The sequence below is a fragment of the Bradyrhizobium sp. 215_C5_N1_1 genome (genome assembly GCF_052075935.1).
GTDB classification, from domain to species: domain Bacteria; phylum Pseudomonadota; class Alphaproteobacteria; order Rhizobiales; family Xanthobacteraceae; genus Bradyrhizobium; species Bradyrhizobium barranii.
In genome coordinates this window covers 8,339,897-8,355,153 of the sequence record NZ_CP197228.1, presented here as the reverse complement: position 1 = coordinate 8,355,153, position 15,257 = coordinate 8,339,897, and the positions used below count along the sequence as shown (strand labels likewise).

General features: G+C 61.0%; 18 protein-coding genes and 4 pseudogenes. 10 read left to right on the top strand and 12 right to left on the bottom strand.

Going from position 1 to position 15,257, the window contains the following annotated elements:
• Positions 1 to 18 precede the first annotated feature (18 nt).
• Entirely contained in the window at positions 19 to 231 is a 213-nt protein-coding gene (locus tag AB7G19_RS40310) for a hypothetical protein (RefSeq protein WP_439034276.1), read from the bottom strand.
• 40 nt (positions 232 to 271) lie between these two features.
• Between AB7G19_RS40310 and AB7G19_RS40305 the strand changes: the two are divergent.
• Positions 272 to 967 (top strand): annotated as a pseudogene (locus AB7G19_RS40305) (PAS domain-containing protein); the annotation flags it as partial.
• Positions 968 to 1,279: 312 nt separating this feature from the next.
• Positions 1,280 to 1,678, top strand: a complete 399-nt coding sequence (locus AB7G19_RS40300) for a response regulator (protein ID WP_439037665.1) — start codon at positions 1,280 to 1,282, stop codon at positions 1,676 to 1,678.
• Here the strand turns inward: AB7G19_RS40300 and AB7G19_RS40295 are convergent.
• On the bottom strand, positions 1,603 to 2,070 hold the full coding sequence (locus AB7G19_RS40295) for a SemiSWEET family sugar transporter (protein WP_439034278.1): 468 nt from the start codon (positions 2,068 to 2,070) through the stop codon (positions 1,603 to 1,605). The two genes, AB7G19_RS40300 and AB7G19_RS40295, sit on opposite strands and share 76 nt — an antisense overlap.
• Positions 2,071 to 2,175: 105 nt before the next feature.
• Here AB7G19_RS40295 and AB7G19_RS40290 point away from each other — a divergent pair, with 105 nt between their 5' ends.
• The 4 genes from AB7G19_RS40290 to AB7G19_RS40275 are packed head-to-tail and all read left to right on the top strand — an operon-like array spanning position 2,176 to position 4,160.
• Positions 2,176 to 2,751 (top strand): phosphatase PAP2 family protein, encoded by a 576-nt coding sequence (locus AB7G19_RS40290; protein WP_439037666.1) that lies wholly within the window; start codon positions 2,176 to 2,178, stop codon positions 2,749 to 2,751.
• Positions 2,738 to 3,343 (top strand): cupin, encoded by a 606-nt coding sequence (locus AB7G19_RS40285; protein ID WP_439037667.1) that lies wholly within the window; start codon positions 2,738 to 2,740, stop codon positions 3,341 to 3,343. The genes AB7G19_RS40290 and AB7G19_RS40285 overlap by 14 nt, the downstream gene beginning before the upstream one ends.
• Positions 3,340 to 3,687, top strand: coding sequence for a DUF3147 family protein (locus AB7G19_RS40280; protein ID WP_439037668.1), 348 nt, complete (start codon positions 3,340 to 3,342; stop codon positions 3,685 to 3,687). Before AB7G19_RS40285 ends, AB7G19_RS40280 begins: the two co-directional genes overlap by 4 nt.
• Positions 3,684 to 4,160 carry a DUF3147 family protein gene (locus AB7G19_RS40275; protein WP_439034281.1) on the top strand — a complete coding sequence of 159 codons (477 nt, stop codon included), beginning with the start codon at positions 3,684 to 3,686 and terminating at the stop codon, positions 4,158 to 4,160. The genes AB7G19_RS40280 and AB7G19_RS40275 overlap by 4 nt, the downstream gene beginning before the upstream one ends.
• A gap of 18 nt (positions 4,161 to 4,178) precedes the next feature.
• Here the strand turns inward: AB7G19_RS40275 and AB7G19_RS40270 are convergent, their stop codons facing one another.
• Entirely contained in the window at positions 4,179 to 4,694 is a 516-nt protein-coding gene (locus AB7G19_RS40270; RefSeq protein WP_439037669.1) for a YciE/YciF ferroxidase family protein, read from the bottom strand.
• A 137-nt stretch (positions 4,695 to 4,831) separates the two neighbouring features.
• Between AB7G19_RS40270 and AB7G19_RS40265 the strand changes: the two genes are divergently transcribed.
• The gene (locus AB7G19_RS40265) at positions 4,832 to 4,972 is read left to right on the top strand and encodes a hypothetical protein (protein ID WP_439034283.1); all 141 of its coding nucleotides are present in this window, start codon (positions 4,832 to 4,834) and stop codon (positions 4,970 to 4,972) included.
• Between the two features lie 115 nt (positions 4,973 to 5,087).
• Here AB7G19_RS40265 and AB7G19_RS40260 read toward each other — a convergent pair.
• Both AB7G19_RS40260 and AB7G19_RS40255 read right to left on the bottom strand, forming a co-directional pair.
• Positions 5,088 to 5,356 (bottom strand): annotated as a pseudogene (locus AB7G19_RS40260) (ATP-dependent DNA ligase); the annotation flags it as partial.
• Positions 5,357 to 5,374: 18 nt separating this feature from the next.
• On the bottom strand, positions 5,375 to 5,584 hold the full coding sequence (locus AB7G19_RS40255) for a hypothetical protein (RefSeq protein WP_439037670.1): 210 nt from the start codon (positions 5,582 to 5,584) through the stop codon (positions 5,375 to 5,377).
• A gap of 354 nt (positions 5,585 to 5,938) precedes the next feature.
• On the opposite strand from AB7G19_RS40255, the gene AB7G19_RS40250 reads away from it, so the two are divergent.
• On the top strand, positions 5,939 to 6,394 hold the full coding sequence (locus tag AB7G19_RS40250) for a YidB family protein (RefSeq protein WP_439037671.1): 456 nt from the start codon (positions 5,939 to 5,941) through the stop codon (positions 6,392 to 6,394).
• 107 nt (positions 6,395 to 6,501) lie between these two features.
• Here AB7G19_RS40250 and AB7G19_RS40245 read toward each other — a convergent pair whose 3' ends face one another.
• From AB7G19_RS40245 to AB7G19_RS40230, 4 genes are read right to left on the bottom strand one after another with little or no spacing between them, the layout of a single operon-like run.
• Positions 6,502 to 7,236: a hypothetical protein gene (locus AB7G19_RS40245; protein WP_439037672.1), complete on the bottom strand. Its 735-nt coding sequence runs from the start codon at positions 7,234 to 7,236 to the stop codon at positions 6,502 to 6,504.
• Complete coding sequence (locus AB7G19_RS40240; RefSeq protein ID WP_439037673.1) at positions 7,233 to 7,649, bottom strand: phage holin family protein; 417 nt, start codon at positions 7,647 to 7,649, stop codon at positions 7,233 to 7,235. The genes AB7G19_RS40245 and AB7G19_RS40240 overlap by 4 nt, the downstream gene beginning before the upstream one ends.
• Entirely contained in the window at positions 7,646 to 8,326 is a 681-nt protein-coding gene (locus AB7G19_RS40235; RefSeq protein ID WP_439037674.1) for a hypothetical protein, read from the bottom strand. Before AB7G19_RS40235 ends, AB7G19_RS40240 begins: the two co-directional genes overlap by 4 nt.
• Before the next feature lie 11 nt (positions 8,327 to 8,337).
• A complete protein-coding gene (locus AB7G19_RS40230; protein WP_439037675.1) occupies positions 8,338 to 9,300 on the bottom strand; it encodes a DUF3618 domain-containing protein in 963 nt (320 codons plus the stop codon).
• 1,211 nt (positions 9,301 to 10,511) lie between these two features.
• Between AB7G19_RS40230 and AB7G19_RS40225 the strand changes: the two genes are divergently transcribed.
• Positions 10,512 to 10,760 (top strand): hypothetical protein, encoded by a 249-nt coding sequence (locus tag AB7G19_RS40225; protein ID WP_439034290.1) that lies wholly within the window; start codon positions 10,512 to 10,514, stop codon positions 10,758 to 10,760.
• A gap of 241 nt (positions 10,761 to 11,001) precedes the next feature.
• Here the strand turns inward: AB7G19_RS40225 and AB7G19_RS40220 are convergent.
• The 3 genes and pseudogenes from AB7G19_RS40220 to AB7G19_RS40210 form a co-directional block, all read right to left on the bottom strand.
• Positions 11,002 to 11,212, bottom strand: a pseudogene (locus AB7G19_RS40220) (DNA ligase); the annotation flags it as partial.
• Between the two features lie 433 nt (positions 11,213 to 11,645).
• Entirely contained in the window at positions 11,646 to 11,789 is a 144-nt protein-coding gene (locus tag AB7G19_RS40215; protein ID WP_439034291.1) for a hypothetical protein, read from the bottom strand.
• Between the two features lie 1,254 nt (positions 11,790 to 13,043).
• Positions 13,044 to 13,877 (bottom strand): AI-2E family transporter, encoded by an 834-nt coding sequence (locus AB7G19_RS40210; protein WP_439037676.1) that lies wholly within the window; start codon positions 13,875 to 13,877, stop codon positions 13,044 to 13,046.
• Between the two features lie 804 nt (positions 13,878 to 14,681).
• Between AB7G19_RS40210 and AB7G19_RS40205 the strand changes: the two are divergent.
• A pseudogene (locus AB7G19_RS40205) lies at positions 14,682 to 15,113 on the top strand (pyridoxamine 5'-phosphate oxidase family protein).
• Positions 15,114 to 15,257: the final 144 nt, after the last annotated feature.

Here is a 15,257-nt window from a genome sequence, read left to right as displayed (position 1 = left end):
TCCTGCTCGCAAGGCTCGTCAGCTTCGCAGCGATTTCAGCGGCAGCGAAATCCGGACGCTGAGACCTTCGGGTCGCCAGTCGCGCTCGATCTCCCCGCCGATCCGCTCGATCGTGATTTCGACCAGCTTCGTGCCGAAACCCGTGGTCTCGGGAGCATCGACCCCGCAAGCGCCGCTCTCGGTCCACTCGATCAGGACCCGGTCCGCTTCCGCCGCCCAGGTGACGGTCACGCTGCCCCCTTCGTGGCTCAAGGCACCCGGTTACGCGAAGATCACCCGCGACCTCAACGAGCGTCGGCGCTCCGCCGAAACCTTGGCCGAGAGCGAGGAGCGCTTCCGCCTGCTCGTCGAGGGTATCGCCGATGAGGCGATCTACATGCTCGATCCCAAGGGCCATATCTCGAGCTGAACAAGCGCCCGTGCGCAGCGCTTCAAAGGCTATGCCGCCGAGGAAGTTCTTGGTCAGCACTTCAGCCGGTTCTACACCCCGGAGGACCGCCAAGCCGATCTGCCATCCAAAGTCCTTGCAACCGCGGAACGAGAAGGTTGGTTCAAAAGCGAGGGCTGGCGAGTCCGCAAGGACGGCAGCCAGTTCTGGGCGCACGTCGTGGTCGACCCGATTCGGGATCCGACCGGCAAGTTGATCGGTTTCGGCAAGATCACCCGCGACCTGTCGGAGCGTAAAGAGGCCGAGGAGAAACTGTGGCATACTCAGAAGCTGTTCCGGCTCCTTGTCCAGGGCGTCACCGACTACGCGATCTATCTGCTGGATACCCAAGGCAACATCGTCAGTTGGAACGCCGGCGCGGAGCGCATCAAGGGGTATCAGGCTCACGAGATTGTCGGTCAGCATTTCTCCCGTTTCTACGCGCAAGAGGACGCCGCCGCAGGTGCGCCCATGGAGGCGCTCGCCACCGCGTTGCGCGAAGGCAAATTCGAGCGCGAGGGGCCGCGCCGGCGCAAGGACGGGTCGTCGTTCTGGGCCCACGTCGTGATCGACCCGGTATACGACGCCGATGCAGGAGGCTTGCCATTCCGCGCACCGTCTCGACGACATCGACCGCTACGATCTCGAGATCCTGCTTGCGGGCGAAGGCCAGCAGGCGCTGCGCGTCGGGGCCCTCGCGGATCCGAATGCGCAAGACTTGTCGGCCGGCGACTATGTCCGGATTTTCGTGACGGACACCAGTAGTGGCATGGACAGCAAGACCCTCGCCCGGGCCGTCGAGCCGTTCTACACCACCAAGGGGGGCGGACGCGGAACGGGCCTGGACTGCCGATGGTGCATAGCGTCGCGGCGCAGTCCGGCGGCCGCCTTACCTTGAAGAGCGTCAAGGGCAAGGGTACGACCGCCGAAATCTGGTTACCTCGCGACACCAGTGGACAGGTATCGCGACCTCACGGGGGAATGGATCGGCAAGCCGAGGTCAGCCCGACGGCGAAAGCGTTGATCGTGCGTGTCGTAGATGACGACCCGCTGGTTCTGCATAAACGACGGTGGCTTTGGAAGACGCTGGTCACGAACCGGATCGAATCTTCGTCAGGCCAGGCCGCGCTCGATATGCTCGAGGCCAGGCCCGCGGTGGACATCGTGGTTACCGACTACCTCATGCCCGGCATGAACGGCCTGCAGTTTGCGGAGAGAGTGCGCGCAGCGGCCGGACCTGCCCGATCCTGATCGCCTCGGCCTACGGGGACCTGAGTTCCTCGGACCTGAAATTGCCGGAACTGCAGAAGCCGTTCACGCTGCACGAACTGCTTCAGGTGATCTCCGCGACCCTGAATGATGCGGACAGGGACGGCTCGAACGTGCACGTGTTGCGACGTCGGCCTTAAGCGCACAGATCCCGTATCTTGCGGCCCAACGTTGGCCAGCACGATGACCCAATCTTCCCGGATCAGGCCGTATACGGTCCAGAGGCCGAGCCCGAGCGTCAGCGCCCTCAGCATGCCGAGCGAAAGATCGTCCGTGGAATTGCGCGGCCAGGCTTTCCGGACCTGCGGAATGTAGGAGAGCGAGGCAAGGAAAGCGGCAATGCTGCCGACGTAGGTGGAGAGAGATCCGGACATGGTCCGTCAACGAGGGGCGAGTAGCGGCCGTTCCTCGGCGCGAACGCTTGGCACCTGGAGAACTGCCGCGCGTTATAGGATTCCCTATTGAACATCAGAGGATCGATGTCCCTTCTCACCGTGAAACCGACCAAGTTCGACGAGAGGATCGCGCGGACGGTGGCGCGCAAGACTAACCGTCGTGCGGAAACGGTCGCCCGCGGGTTGACCTGGGGCGCCGACGAGAAAATCCTTATGGCCTTGGCGGCAGCGGGTTGGGCCCTGTCCCGAACGCAAGGAGAGCCGCTGCGCCGCGCCGGCAATCATGCCCTGCTTGTGGCCGCCACGGCCTCGATGTTTCCGCACTTGTTGAAGACGGTCTTCGACCAGACGCGTCCGGACCGGAAGACGGTGTTGGGGCATGTTCAGGGGATCTCCTTCTCCGGCAAGCGCGAAGACGCCTTTCCGTCGGGACACGCCCTGCACATGGGAGCGCTGGCATCGGCCGCGGGGCCGCTGCCGGCGGGGCCCCGCTGGGCGATACGCGCGCTGGCGGTGGGCCTTTGTCTGACGCGCATCGTCGTGTTGGCGCACTGGGCGAGCGACGTCGTCGCCGGCTTCGCCCTTGGTGCGGCGCTCGAACGAATGCTTCGCCTCTGGACCGGCTATCCCATCGAGGAGACAGATGATGCCGCTACTTGAGCACTTGAAGGAATACGCCGAACGCGCCACCGGTCTTCGTCGTCCGGGTAAGCGTTGGGCTTCAGAACTGCCTCGTCCGCGGAAGCCACACGTGGTCCGCTTTAGGGATGACGGCCTTGTGCCCAACCACCCGCGCTGGCCCCTGATGCTCTACCGAAGCGCCGTCAGCCTCGACGAGCAGCACGATCCTGCGGCGGTGGTCGAAGATCTGTTCGAAGCCAACGGAAGGGGGGATAGCTGGCGCGACGGCATCTACGACTATGTTCACTACCATTCGAGGATCCACGAGGTCCTCGGGATCGCGCGCGGCAAGGGGCGCGTCCGCTTCGGCGGCAACAAGGGACGGATCTTCACGTTAAAGGCCAGTGACATCCTAGTCCTGCCCGCCGGGACCGGCCATCAATGCCTATGGGCGGACAAGGACTTCCTGGTCGTCGGCGCCTATCCCTCGACAGGCACCTACGACGAGTGCACGACCGTCGAGGACCGTCCTCGCGCGCTGAAGACCATTCCGAAGGTACCGCTCCCGCGCAAGGCTCCAGCCTACGGCGCCGCAGGGCCGCTCAAGAGGCTTTGGAAGAAGCCGAAATGAGCGAGTACGTCATCCGTTTCCTGGTCGGCGGTGCCGTCGTGTCGGCGTTCTCGATGCTGGGCGACGTGCTGAAGCCGAAGAGCTTCGCCGGCCTCTTCGGGGCGGCGCCTTCGGTCGCGCTCGCGACGCTGGGCATCGCGATCCATCAACACGGCGCCGTCTACGCCGGGGCCCAAAGCCTTTCCATGATGGTCGGCGCGAACGCGCTGGTCGTCTACAGCATCCTGGTCTGCCAGCTCCTCATGCGCGCCGGGATGCGGGCGTTGCCGGCTACGATCGTCTCGATCGTCGTCTGGTTGGGCGCAGCCTTCGGCCTATGGGCGATCGCGGGAGGGCAAGCGTGAGGCTCCCGATCAAGGTCTCGCTCTCGTCGCTGCAGGAAGGGCGGTGGTACGAATACTTGGTGCGTTTCGGCCTGGGCGGCGCCGCCACCGTGTTCACGGGATTGATCAGTAGTCGCTACGGAGCCTCGATCGGAGGTCTCTTTCTCGCGCTCCCGGCTATCTTCTGCGCCAGCGCGACCTTGATAGAGAAGCACGAACTCCGTCGCAAACGGAAGGCTGGTCTCGAGGGGAGGCGGCGAGGGCGGGAGGCTGCCGCGCTCGATGCCGCCGGTGCCGCGCTGGGCGCTCTCGGTATGCTCGCCTTCGCCGCTGTGTTCTGGCTCCTCGTCGAGCGGAGCGTTGCAGGCGCGTTCATCGGCGCTTCGCTGGCTTGGCTGACTGTGGCTGTCGCCGCCTGGTTCGTGCGCCGGCAGGTCCGCCTTACCCGATTGGCTCAACGAGACAGCGGCCCCGCGATGTCGCGGGGCCGCTGAAACCGCCTTGAAACTCAATTAGGCCGCGCTCGAAGCCTTGGCGTTGACGCCCTTGCGCAGCGCCACCGTGTTGAGCTTGGTATTGGCCGCCTTCTCTTCGTTCAGATTGGTAGTGAGGAAGCGCACGATATCATCGTGGCCAAGCTCCTCGGCCCAGGCGATCAGCGTCCCGTAGCGGCAAATTTCGTAGTGCTCGACGGCCTGCGCGTTCGCAACGATAGCGGCGTCGAGCACGGCCTTGTCCTCGATCTCGCCGGCGGTCTCGTCGGCCTCCTTGATGATGCCGTCGATGGCGGGGCACTTGGTTCCGCTCGGCTCTTTGCTGAGCTTCGCGAACGCCTTCTCGAGCCGCTCGACCTGCTTGTTGGTCTCTTCCAGATGGTTCTTCAGGCCGGTGACGAGATCGCGATTGGTGGCCTTGTCGATCATTTTCGGCAGCGCTTTAAGGATCTGCTGCTCGGCGTAGTAGATGTCCTGCAGACCGTGAATCAGCAGGTCTTCCATGGTTTTGATGTCCTTGGTGAAGATACCCATAATTCGATCTCTCCTCTCGCAATGATGGCAATGCAACGCTCCTCGGTCCTTGGCGGTTCCTTTGTGAACATGGGAGAAAACCGATGAGCGATTAGTCCGAGACCTTCGCCGCGCTGCTCGGGCGGGCGGCCCTGGACGTGTGGGGCGACATACCGCGCGACATCCAGGAAGCACTGTTCGAGACGGCGTTGAAGGGCCGGGAGGACGACCACAAAGAGCTTGCCCGTCTCCTGCACGACCGCCATCCGCGCACGCTACACCCGGTCAAGCCGAGCTAGGAACTGCCCACCGCAACCGGTGTTGACGGCGCTGCGGTTGCGTTTTTGAGGGGCGTCATGGCTCAAGGACCTAATCGCGAAAGCCGAGAACGAAGGTTTCAAGCTCGCGCCGTTCGTCGGCGCGCTTGGCCATAATGCCTTCGAGGCCCGTGCGCTCCGCCTCGGCGAAGAATTTCTTTCCGCTGCCTTTGCGATGCTTGCTGAATACGATCAACTTGTAACGCGAAAGGACGGCCTTGAGCCGCTTCTTGCGTTCAAGTAGCGGCAGCTTCCGTCGTCCTCGGCGTCCGCGAACATCAGGTCGAACGCGCAGTAAAGGAGCGTGGCCCCGTCACGCAGCGCGTTCTGTAGCAACTCGAAATGCGAGACGCCGTCCTTGCCGATTTGCCGAAGCGCCGATTGCTAACGAACAGCTCTTTTCTCCGGGGCGTCCCGACGCTGCGCCGTCTCTGTGCTTCGGTCGAGCTGCACACGCTCGCTGCGGCGCAACCTTCCGGCCTTCATGACGCCATAGAGAAATGTGCCACCCAGGATGAAGGCGCCGATAAACATCATCCAGAGAGCCGTCACCGAGGTATCGCCGAGTAGCATTCCGACGCCACTGTTTCCCATTTTCGCTCTCGCTGTTTGTCTCAAGAGCCAAGCCCGGAGCGGAGGTTCCCAGAGTTCTGCACGGCAAGCCTTCCTCTCGAAATCCTACCTCCTCTTGGAGCGTGGGATAGGGAACGTATTAATCAGAGGCTGCGGTCGTTGGGAATCGCGCGATGAGTATCTTTCGTGCTCTTGCTCTGGCCATTCTTTTTCCCGGCCGCTTTCGCGGAGGACGCTGGCGGAGCAAAAGTGAATTCGGCCGGGCAACGCCCGGTGTGACTTCAAGATCCGGCGCGGCGGGCTGCGTACGCGTGCCTAGGAACAGAACCGATGCGTCAGAGTTCGACTGTTGAATCCTTATCATGGAGCTGCAAGATGACCCGCGGAATGCCGTCCATGACTGCGCTTTTGGGACTGCTCGCCATTGCCGGATATCAGAATAGAGACAAGCTGGCGGAGTTGCTAAAGGGCCCGGGAGCGGGGTCGCTAGAACCCCCTAGTTCTCAACAGCCGCTTGGCGGGCTGCTCAGCAATCTTACGGGCATGCTCAGCGGGGCCGGCGTCGGCGGATTGCTTCAAGGAGGGATCAGCGAGCTGCTGGAGAAATTCAATCAAAATGGTCGCGGTGATGTAGCTCAGTCCTGGATCGGCACAGGGCCCAATAAGGACATTTCGCCTCCGCAACTGAACGAAGCAATCGGCCCAGACGTGTTGGAAAAGCTCGAACTGGAGACCGGGCTTTCTCGAGAGGAGATTCTCGCAAGGCTATCCCGGGAGCTCGCCTCAGCAGTCGACAAGTATACGCCGGAGGGACGCTTGCCCGGCCTATAGTTTCGACTGCCCCCGGTCGCTCTTGAAAGGGATGGAGGATGAGCTCTTTGGAGCATCGTTATTGGCTTCATCCCCGGGGGACCACGTGGTCCGCGCCGACTGCTCCATTAGCCCGATTGGGGAGACCTCACTTTGGCGGTGGCTGCCTCGGCGGCATCAATGCCGGCCTGCCTCACCTTATCCAGGGCTTCGGCACCTTTGTCGCCGACTTCTGCGATCACTGTATCTGAGGCTTCGCGCCAGGCCTGCGATACCGCGCCGGCGCGACGATTAACGTCGGCCTTCACATCGTCGGCAACTTTGCCGATATATTCGTTCTCGATTTCGGAAGCGCGAAACGTGCCTGCGACTGCTGCACCGATCGCCAAGCCCACAATCCCAAGCACCAAGGGTCGTCTTTCAAGCAACTCAGTTAGTGACGATTGCGTACTGGTGAGCGCTTCTTTACCTGGAAGCGCAGTGCCAAGTTTGTCTTGGAAGAAGGTGACTCCCTCGTCGAACCGATCCTGAACGTTGTCGACAGCTTCTGAGACTGCATCGTAAGGGGCAGCGGTGGCGCCTCGCAAAGTTTCACCGATGCCCAGCGATCCCTCGTCGCCCATCTCAGGTGCCGTGGGTGGCGCCGTAGTCTGCTTAACAGCCGACGCTGCCGACCTGAGAGGACTCGTCCCAGCATCGGCCACGGGCGAAACTGCATCCACAACAGAGCGGGTCGCGGTCTTCAGCTTCTGGTCGCCAGCCAATAGCCAAAGCGCTCCACCTCCGATTAGCGCAGCGGCAAGAGGGTTTTCCCGGGCCGCCGTCACCAAATTGTCAATAAAACTGCTCTTCGTGTTGCTCATCGCACCATTCCTTTCATAGTGTCCTTATCCTTTTCAAGCTGCCCGATCGTTTCTCGAGGTGCCAGATTGCGCACATCAAGCCGGTTGATGCCGACTGCAAAGAGCAAGGCCGCAATTACCGCCGCTATGAACGCCGATGTTAGATACGACACCGGTTGCGACCATCCTGCCGAGATCAACGCCGCGGATAGGGCAAACAGTGCCATGACGATCGCCGGAATCACCAGAACGGCACCACCTGCAATCAAACCTAGCGCGCCACCAAGTTTCTGAAGCTTGTCGCCAACTTCGGCCTTGGCCAGGTCCATTTCGTTCTGGAAGAGCTTGGCAAACTGCGACATGGTATCGCCCAGCAGCGTCGAGATGGCCCGAAACTCGCCCTGGCTGGTTTTGATATCGTGCTCGATGCTCATGGTACGGTGTTGCCCTGTGAGGATGACGTCTGTTGCGAACTCGAACCGGGCCGCGCGGAACCTTGAGGCCAAGTTTCGTCTCTCGCCGAGAACGGGGCGTCACGGGACTTATGAGCGTCTTCCGACGACGATTTGTTCATTGTGCCACTCCGCTTTGATGATGACGATTGCTCGCCGGATGCTTTTAGGAAGCGGACCGCTGCGAAGCCTGCCAGCACTGATATTCCGAGAAAGGCCGCGGGCTGACGCTTGGCGAAATCAGTTGCGCCTTCTACGAGATCCCGGAAGCTGCCATCGCGGATCTTCTGGGCGGCTTCTTCGACATAGTCCGCAGCAGAACCGATGCCGCGTGCAGCGAACGGTACGTCGCTCTCGAATGCTCGGCCGGCTTCACGCATGTTGCCTGCGAGGCGCTCAACGAAATCCGCGCCCGACCGCTGCTGCTCGCGGGCCTGGCTCTGGATTTGGTCCACAGTCCCTTCCGTCACCCCTTTGGCCGCATCCGCCGCTTCACTGAACTTGTCCCGCGCGAGATCGGCCGTTGCGTGAAAGGCATCGCCAGCGCGCTGCTTCATCTCTGCGCCGGCTTCACCGATCTGTTCCTTCAGATCCTTCGAGGGTCCCTTGTCTCGGTTCGGCGCGAACTGCGTAATATTGTTCGGGTCCACATCGTTCATGATGGTTTCCTTCAGGTGTTGGTGTTTTGGGAGGGGCTAAAGGCGGCTTTGACGACGTCGTCCGCAGCCTCTTTCAGAATGCCCGCCACATCCTGCGTCATACGACTAGCGTGGGTGCCGAGATCGGCCTCGGCGACCTTCTGCGCCGCCGCGTCGGCTGCCGACGTGGTCGTCTCTTTCGCTGCCTCAAATCCGGATTGGGCCGCAGCGGCCGCAGCCTGCTTCACGCCATCGCTGGCCCGACCCATCACGTTGCCTTCAACCTTGGTCTCGGGAAGAGCCGCAGCGATGATGGCACCGATCGCGATGCCCAGGCCTCCGATCAGAGCAGCATTGTCGCCGATGGTCTGACGGGCCTGGTCAGGCGCGTTCGTCGCCGCATCCTTGGCTGCGTCGATGCCACTCTTGAGCTTTTCACCTGCAAAACTGGCAGCCTGTGTTGCGCCTGTTCGCAGGTCATCCGCAAGGCTGGCGGCCCGATCTTGTGCGTCTCCAGCCATGCCAGCGGCTCGGCTTCGAGCAGAGGATAGCTTTTCCGTCGCGTCGCCCTGCATGGCACGGGCACCCTCCGCCAACTCCTCGAGCATTTCCCCCGCTCTATCCATTACCGGACCGGACGCGTCCGCAGCGCGATCACGTACTGTCTTCGAGGTCAGGGCAAGTCCGGCGCCGATCATCAGAAGTGGCAGCGGGACACCTCGCGCCAATCGCAGCAGCGGAATTCCTACTGCAGCGCCCGCGGCCACTGCGCGCATGGGATTGTCCATGATCTGCTGTTTGAGCCCTTCAATCCAGCTCTGGGTCTTGTGGCTGACGTATTCGGAGACTTCGGATTTAATGTGCTGCGGCGAGACCTTGTGGCGGATGTCCTCGGCGGTGTCCGATATCTGCTCCCTTAATCGCCCTACGGTAGCCGCCAGCTCTGCGCGGTTGCGCTCAGACTGACGCTTCAACTCCTCCACTGATCGCGCCATCGCTTCTCACCCTCTTGCTTTATTTCTTGTATCTAAGGACGAACACACGCTTTGTTGAATCGTTCCTAGCTGAACGAGGATGACGTGCCACCGGCCAAACTCCCCGCTGGGCGCAAGACTTTGGTACGTGAAGAAAACAGCCTCGAGCAGCGGTGGTGTGCCGAGAAGGAGAGCTCGGAGAATGTCGCGTCGATAGGATCTTCGCAGGACTCGCGCTTGCGCGGGCGGCACAAGCGATCCGATACGATCCGCGTCACTGCCTGCCTCGTTGGCTATGGTTGCTCAAATCGAGACATTCTGCCGCGGCTTGCGGAATGCGTTCGAACAATAGCCAGGGGCCTTGTGGTTGTTACCGGGCATATTCCCTGTACCGCGAGCGGCGCGGGCGCTGGACTTGATTTCGAGTTCAAGGAACGACGTCCTCGCCGGAAGGTCGCGATGGAGACTGGGCCTTTCGCCGGAGAGCCGTGTTCAAATGTCGATTGTTCGCGAAATGCTTCCCCAAGAATAGTTGGCCAGTGTTGTCTGGGCCGGCACAGAGCGCTCAAGGGGGCAACGCGAGTGGGGATCGCCTCGAAGGTCCGCTAAGGCCAGCGATGGTGCTCTTCTTGGTGCGCATGCTCGTTGAGTCTGCGAGTTGTCGGCGAGCTCCTCTGTCTCGGCAGTTGCGACCTCCACGGGGAAGTCGTCTGCTGTAAGTGAGGTAGGCACCTCGACGCGTTTGGTGCTGCTTCAGCTTAGGAACGAAGGTTACAGCGGTCGGTTGCAAGCAAACTTATAGGAGAAAATGACCATGAAGATCGGCAAGATGGCGCTCGCAGCTGCACTTTTGTTCGGATCGATCGCTGCCGCCTCCGCGCAGGGTGGCGCTGGTGGCGGGGCCGGTGGTGCTGGCGGAGCAGGGGCCGGCGCGGGCGCTGGCTCGGGCGGAGCCGGCGGCGCAGGTGCGGGATCAGGGGGCGCCGGAGGCGCGGGTGCGGGATCTGGAGGCGGCGGCAATCCTCCAGCCGCGACCAGCGGTCAAGGGGCATCGAGCAGCCCGGGTTCGGCTAACCCCGGGGTGACTATGAATGACCCGAAGATGAAAGGGAAATAGAAGCGAAAAGAAATGGCCCGCTGACATGATCGAGCGGGCCGCTTTCATGAAGCAGTCGCGGAGCGATTGAGGCTGCGTTAGACCGGCCGGGAGGAGACCGGTGCCAAGAACGTTGGTGTCCAAGTCCGATCTCGAACTGATCGCTCTTCAGGAGATCCGGCACGTTCCCGGCGGGGAGCTCGTTATCTCCGTCGAGATTGAACACGGCGACGCGGAACCCGATGGCCTGAATTGGCGACTGCTCGTGATTGCTAAAGACGGTGCGGACCTCGATCGCCTCCAAAACGCCGCTACAACCACGAGCCATCGGCTGAAGCGTCGATACCAACTTGTCAACCAGGGCGGCAGCTCGGCGGGTGGCTGAAGCTAGAGACTGGCACCCAACACCAACAAAACGGCACCGATTGCCGCAAGGAGAATACCCGGCCAGTTCGCTCTGACCCCCAGGAATCCCACGCCGCGCCGCGTCGGCTCCAGTGTATCGCCGGCGGGCCGACTAAGCGATCCCCGCCAAATTGTAGCGCGTGCCATGTACAAAATTCCGCCGAGAACAAGCAGGGCGCCAAATCCTATCAGGACCATTCTCACCTCCTCGATTCATGGTTTTTGCCCTCATCGAGGGCGAAGCCGGCGATGGTGAGGGTCTCGCGCTGGGCGCAGGTTTTCTTGACCCAATTTATTGCTGCGGCCGACCTGGTACACGCTGTCACGCTCTTTGGAGACGACGCCTTCGAGCCCGACCTTGCAAACATGGGCAAACATCGCGCCCCCGTCGATCTTAAGACTCTCGCTAAACTGGACGTCGGTGCCGGCGAGCGCGCGCCTGCACCGAGGTGCAGCGGCAGGGCTTGGCGTTCGGCAGCTTCATCGAGACGGCGGAGTCGCGGATATTGATCCGCTACGTCCGCGCCTGGTTGCGCGACACTTTCGCCATCTTCACTAGCGCCCGCATCCAGGATCTGATCGAGCAGAGTAGGGCGTAGCGTGACAGGGAGCGACTGGCACATGCCGGGAAGCGAAGGAAAAGTTAAAGATACGCCACCGGGCTCAAATACATGTCCCGGCGGCGGTATTCATTTCCAGCCCCGAGATGGGAACTAACAAAACCTCGGATACAGGTCCTACGCATGAAACTTGGGAAGGTTTCAGGCCCCCTGGTGCACGTCGCCGGGCCTAACCGCTCCCGGGCTAAACGTGCGGCGTAACTCGCGTGCTCTGACTTCTCGAACGTACGGGACTATCTCCGCAACTATGCGTAGGCGCGCTCTCTGGGGACGCCTAGCGCGACCTTGCCCTTGATGAACTCTTCGAGGCCGACCAAAAGTTTACGCTCATCTTCCATCATCTGCTGAAGGGCGTGCGTTTCCTGCCTGAGTGGGTCGTCGTCAGACATCAGTGCTTCACTCTAGTGGGAGCTGTAAATACTCCGCCGGGCAAAGGCCCGCTGGTTCACTGGCGGGCCTACCACCAATAAGCAACCCCTGCCGGTTTACGACAGGGGCTGCCGCGGATGGATGGCCTGAGGCTAGCGCCGGGGCGTCTAGGTGTCACGCCAAGGACCCGCTGAAAGTCAACGCCGCTCGGCGCCTCGTAGCTAGCAGATTTGTTAAGCAGCGCGCACAAATAAGCGGCTTCTTAGGTCGCGTCGGGTTCGATCACGTGTACCAGGGCGGAATACACGTTTTGGTTTTACCAATTGTTCTGCAGTACGCATTGCGACCACCAGTCACGCTAGCGGTTCGCCAGCAACGGAAAGGGGCAATTGAACCGCCGGGCCCGATTGGGCAGGAGGCGCGCGCGATCGGCGGCGGCAGATGACGCATCGTCGACGTTTAAGGCGCTAGAATAACGAAGGCCGCAGCGTTTTTCTCGCTGCGGCCCGCGCCGTGTCACAAAATGCCGGTTAAAAAGATCTAAGCGAAGTATGGACCCAGCCCCGGGTGAGATGATCTTACTGAAGCGTTTTCAGCCTGCAATATGATCTATTTCACAAATGGCCTGCTTGCTTAACCTCGAACGAGGGAAGGCCCGCCTGGGGCTGGCTGAGCAGGCGGGCCTTCAACCCCAAGCACAAGGCCGCGTATGTCCCAACGGCCATCCCGAAACCGAGACTGCTCGTGTTTGCTTAACGAGCAGCTAAGAACTGGGCTGACATCACTAGGCTGCGGCCAGTAGCACCCGTAAAAATCCAAGTACGAGCTTGGTGCAAAGACCCCTCGTTCTAGCCGTGGCATCCGCGACGGCGCTCCCGCCCCGGTGCAGCCTATGCCGCAGCTCGCCGAGAGGGCCTTGCGCCGACGTCAACGCCTGGGACCACGCCGAGAGGCGCGGCAGCGTGCTCGCGCGAACGCCTCGTAGGATATCACTTAATGAGGCGCTCGCTCGACGACAAATTGGCGATGATCGTCGGATCCGCTTGGCAGACGGCCGGACGGATTCAGCGTGTCTGCGGCGGTGAAGCTCACGAGACAGCGCGCTGGAAAGACTTTGGAGAGCGGGACGTCTTGAACGGGAAACTCAGAAATAGGAATCGGTGCGAAGCGCTAAGGCGGAGGCGGTAGTCTGCGACGTATTAGAGATATCGCCGGAAATAGCGCTCGCTGTAAGCCTTAAGCGAAAGCACTTCGGGGCCCGCACGTCAGCGCAGTCAGTCAGACCTGCTTCGCTCTTCAGGACGAAAAATCCACTCTCGCCAAACCGTCAATAGTACGGCCATGATGACTGGTCCTAAAAACAAACCGAGTAGGCCGAACGCAGCCAGCCCCCCGAAAATTCCGACGAACGCAAAGAGGAAAGGGAGCCGAGCCGCGCCCCCGACCAGAGTTGGCCACACAAAGTGATCCCCTGCAAGCATGACGGTCGCGCCCCAGAAAAAGACGCCTGCGGCCGCGATCCCGCTGCCACCGCCGGACAAAAGCGTCGCGGCGGCGGCCGTGAACACTGCCCAAGCACCGAATGGGAGCATCGCAAAAGCTGTGGTTATGATGGTAAACATCACGGCATTTGGTACGCCTGCCGCAAGGTATCCGACACCGATCAACAAGCCTTCGCCGATAGCGACGATCACGGTACCGTTCACCGTCCCTCGGATCGAATCCACGATCTTCTGCACCACGCCCTCGCCGGGGTGCCCCAGGATGCGATCGCACGTCTCGATGGTACGGTTAGCGACCGAGCGGTCGTTGCTGAGCAGCACGAACAAGGCAAACAGAGAGAAGAAGAGCATGAACAGGCGACGCATCAGCTGACCGCCGAAAGTGTAGAATAGACCAGACGCATCATCCGCATTGATGGTCTTGAGCCAAGCAGTCGCGGCTTTCGGATCCGACAGATTATCGCGCCACCATTGCTGCACGATTTCTGCTACGACCGGCAGGCGAGCGATCCAGTCGGGCACTTCGATTCCGCTCTCCCTGGCCTTCTTCAGCCAGTTCGCGATGTCACCGCTTTGCTCGGCCACCTGGTAGATGGCAAGCGCCATGGGCGTAAACAGATGAGCGCGGCGATCGCTGTAAAGGCGACGGCTGCCAGCCTTGTTGGGCCCGAGGTGAGCCGTGCAGCGAACTTGATGTAGAGAGGCCACAAGGTGACGGCGAGAATGGTCGCCCAGATCAAAGGTGGCAGGAATCCCCCCGCTGTCCACAGGGAGAGCGCTACCACCGCTACGGCAAAGACCACCCGGGCGTTCATGCGCGCGCCCGAACCAAGTGGGAGCGGCTTTTGCTGCACCGGGTTGCGAGATGCGTCGCGATCCGAAGCTTTCGATGTGCCGGGCTTTGCTATCCGTTTGCTAACCGTGTTCGGGCGACCCACTTGCTACCTCGCTTGGCGGTCCGGCGCTCGTCGATCCTACCGGGGTCGCTAATCTTGCCGTGAAGTAGGCACCGCTCGTCAGAAAACATCCGAGGCTTGATCAAGGTTCCATCCAATGTACGGGGCCTCTGATCGCTCTTACGGCAGTAAAAGACCATTGTTCACGCAACAGGCGGGCGCGCCTTAACAAGGCGGGGCTGCCTACGTGGGCTGCCCCGTATGCCGGCATCTAGGTAAGCCGATTTACTTTTTACATTCGGTTTCTGTCGAGTTCCTGCGCCATGCCAAGGTGATGCTGCAGAGTGGGCAAGGGTTTGTTCGCCCCATCCTTGTTTCGGATCGTAACGTTGACCGTCCGCGAGCAATGAGCGGCGTAATCGCTTGTCGTCGCTCCCACGGCTAACCAGTTGCGGACCTCAAGGGAACATGGGTTGAACCCCGCAGTTGCTCCCCGGCCAATGGAGAAGGAAAGATGTCCAAGAAATCGCTCGCTGAAATCGCGAAGGAAATGGCCGGCATCGACATCGCCATTCTTTCGACCCACACAGAAAACGGTGAGATCGCCAATCGACCCATGAGTAACAACGGCGACGTGGCTTACGACGGCACGTCTTATTACTTCACTTACGAAAAGACGCGGACAGTTTCTGACATCCAACGGAATCCTAATGTCGCGCTCGGATTCTCATCCGAGACCGGTCTATTCGCCGAACGGATCTAAGTGGCCGTCGAAGGGACTGCCGAACTGATCCGCGACAAGGCCGTCTTTCATCAGCACTGGACAAGTGAGCTCGACAAATGGTTCGAAAATGGCGTGGATACTCCAGGCATTGTCCTGATCAAGGTCAAAGCCAACCGCGCGACCTATTGGAAAGGTCGCGAAGAAGGTGAGGTTGGACTCTGACTGAAGATTCAACCGGGGCGAAACCCTAGTGGGGCCAGCTCTTTCGATGATTTTTCCGCAACCGCAAGACCGGCGCTATCACGATTGTACAGTCACCCAATCTCATTCTGTGGATTGTGATCGTGGCCGGCCTTTTGCTCTGGG

Bases quoted from the DNA above. Each gene is read 5' to 3' on its own strand.
- AB7G19_RS40250 (WP_439037671.1), top strand. From the start codon at position 5,939: ATGACCCGCGGAATGCCGTCCATGACTGCGCTTTTGGGACTGCTCGCC.
- AB7G19_RS40295 (WP_439034278.1), bottom strand. From the start codon at position 2,070: ATGTCCGGATCTCTCTCCACCTACGTCGGCAGCATTGCCGCTTTCCTT.
- AB7G19_RS40300 (WP_439037665.1), top strand. From the start codon at position 1,280: ATGGTGCATAGCGTCGCGGCGCAGTCCGGCGGCCGCCTTACCTTGAAG.
- AB7G19_RS40280 (WP_439037668.1), top strand. From the start codon at position 3,340: ATGAGCGAGTACGTCATCCGTTTCCTGGTCGGCGGTGCCGTCGTGTCG.
- AB7G19_RS40255 (WP_439037670.1), bottom strand. From the start codon at position 5,584: ATGGGAAACAGTGGCGTCGGAATGCTACTCGGCGATACCTCGGTGACG.
- AB7G19_RS40230 (WP_439037675.1), bottom strand. From the start codon at position 9,300: ATGGCGCGATCAGTGGAGGAGTTGAAGCGTCAGTCTGAGCGCAACCGC.
- AB7G19_RS40235 (WP_439037674.1), bottom strand. From the start codon at position 8,326: ATGAACGATGTGGACCCGAACAATATTACGCAGTTCGCGCCGAACCGA.
- AB7G19_RS40210 (WP_439037676.1), bottom strand. From the start codon at position 13,877: ATGGCGCTTGCCATCTACCAGGTGGCCGAGCAAAGCGGTGACATCGCG.
- AB7G19_RS40215 (WP_439034291.1), bottom strand. From the start codon at position 11,789: ATGTCTGACGACGACCCACTCAGGCAGGAAACGCACGCCCTTCAGCAG.
- AB7G19_RS40270 (WP_439037669.1), bottom strand. From the start codon at position 4,694: ATGGGTATCTTCACCAAGGACATCAAAACCATGGAAGACCTGCTGATT.
- AB7G19_RS40245 (WP_439037672.1), bottom strand. From the start codon at position 7,236: ATGAGCAACACGAAGAGCAGTTTTATTGACAATTTGGTGACGGCGGCC.
- AB7G19_RS40240 (WP_439037673.1), bottom strand. From the start codon at position 7,649: ATGAGCATCGAGCACGATATCAAAACCAGCCAGGGCGAGTTTCGGGCC.
- AB7G19_RS40290 (WP_439037666.1), top strand. From the start codon at position 2,176: ATGTCCCTTCTCACCGTGAAACCGACCAAGTTCGACGAGAGGATCGCG.
- AB7G19_RS40285 (WP_439037667.1), top strand. From the start codon at position 2,738: ATGCCGCTACTTGAGCACTTGAAGGAATACGCCGAACGCGCCACCGGT.